At 65.7% G+C, this 1,611-nt stretch carries 3 protein-coding genes; all 3 read right to left on the bottom strand.

Translation table 11 applies throughout. The annotated features are described in order from the left end of the window. Positions 1-881, bottom strand: an 881-nt coding sequence (locus ACYVDE_RS22150; RefSeq protein ID WP_460503707.1) for a hypothetical protein, incomplete at its 3' end; no start/stop codon positions are given. A gap of 197 nt (positions 882-1,078) precedes the next feature. After that, positions 1,079-1,417 carry a hypothetical protein gene (locus tag ACYVDE_RS22145; RefSeq protein ID WP_460503706.1) on the bottom strand — a complete coding sequence of 113 codons (339 nt, stop codon included), beginning with the start codon at positions 1,415-1,417 and terminating at the stop codon, positions 1,079-1,081. 4 nt (positions 1,418-1,421) lie between these two features. Beyond that, positions 1,422-1,611: hypothetical protein (locus ACYVDE_RS22140; RefSeq protein WP_460503705.1), on the bottom strand; the 190-nt coding region annotated here is incomplete at its 5' end.

Genomic DNA, 1,611 nt, shown 5'->3' with positions numbered 1-1,611 from the left:
CGCGCTTCGGCCCGGTGCAGGTCGTGCAGGCTTTGCAGCTGGTCGAGCAACAGGCCTGCGTCTTCGGCCTTGACGTACTCGGTGAGCGTCACCGGCTGGCCGAGGTAGTTCGTGCTGCGCCAGCCGATGGCGACCACCGTACCCGGGCGGCGCTTCCTGGCCTGGCTGGGCTGCAGGCGGGGCAGCGTGTTCCAGATGCAGTTGAAGTCGTCGCACTGTTGATAGGTCAGCACGGCGCGCAGTTCAGGCAGGGGCAGGCCCCCGAGGACCTGGGCCGTAAACTCGCTGCCCACATCTTCCCGGATAGCCTGCTCTTCCTGCAGCCAGCGTTTTTGGTCAGGTGTGTAGCCGGTGCGCTCCGTTGAGAGGCCGAGCGTACCCAGCGCGGCGGCCGGCAGGGAAACGTAGTGCGTCAGGCGCCAGAGCTTGAAGTGCTGGTCGTTAAAATCGACGTGCACCGTCTTGGTACCGTCCTCTCGGAAGAAATAGTCCCGGCATGCGGTGGCGCAGGCCACGTCGGCACTCAATTCGAAGTGCACGATTCCCCGGTGACGGCGGCGGGCCTGGGCGCGCGGGCTTAGGCCTTCCGTCAGGCCCGCAAACCGGCCAAACTCGCAGCGCGTGGCTGCATTGCTGGCCGTGCCGTTTGTGCCTTCGGGCCAGTAGCGTTGCAGCCAATACACGCCTTCCTCTAGGTCGTCGGGGTGGAAGATGCGCTTGGCGGCGACCTGCGTGCCGGCGGGGTAGTGGCGGGCCATGGGTTCGTAGGCCGGTAGGGTGAATACTTCGGTGCTCACGAAGGCGGCGGGCTGCTGCATGGCAGGGTCGGTGCGCAGCCAGGGGAGATAAGGCTCGGGGGCGAAATCAGTTGAGGAATTCATGGGATGAGCGATAAGAAATGAAGGGTAGAATCAGGTTCGAATCAGGATGGGATTTAGGGTTCGAATCCATTTTTGCGTTGCAGAGAGCGAGGAATTCAAACCCGCGGAGGTGTAGCCCTCAGTGGTTTTTAAGACCGGCCCGGATGCCAGCCACGTTAGGAATCGAACCGGAATCGTGAACTTGCGAAGCGCCTATACTAGGCCGCCTGCTTGCCGGCCCGGCCCTCGAAGGCGCGCACGGCTTCTTCGGTGACAATCCACTTGGTGCCCACCTGCCGGCCCACCAGGCCGCCGCGCTTGGCGTCGAGGCGCAGGTACTCGTAGCAGGTGGTGGCCGAGAGGCCCGTGCGCATCGTCAGGCGGTCGTCGTAGCCCCGGCCGGGGGTGGGCTTGGTGCCCAGGTGGTAGGTGCGGTTAAGCAGCGCCTCGCCCGCCAGGCGCGCGGCCAGTTCGCGGGCGTCGGTGTTGAGCAGCTCCATCTCCCGCGGGTGCGAGAGCACGAGCTGCAGCTGGCCGTTGACGAGTTCGACTTGCATGGCGCTAGGCGGCTTTGCGCATGGTGCCCATGCCGCGGTAGTCGTACATCGGAATCACCACGGCCTCCACCACGCGCTCCAGGCGCAGGGCCTCGGCGTGGTCGGTCACGTCTACCTCCGTGAAGTAGAGCGGGCGCACGCCCCCGAACCACACCTCGCGCTGCAGCGCCGTGCGGAAGCGGCTGGCCTGCCGC

The sequence above is a fragment of the Hymenobacter agri genome (assembly GCF_054778495.1).
Note: the sequence above shows the minus strand (reverse complement) of the source record. Positions and strands in the feature narration are given on the sequence as shown.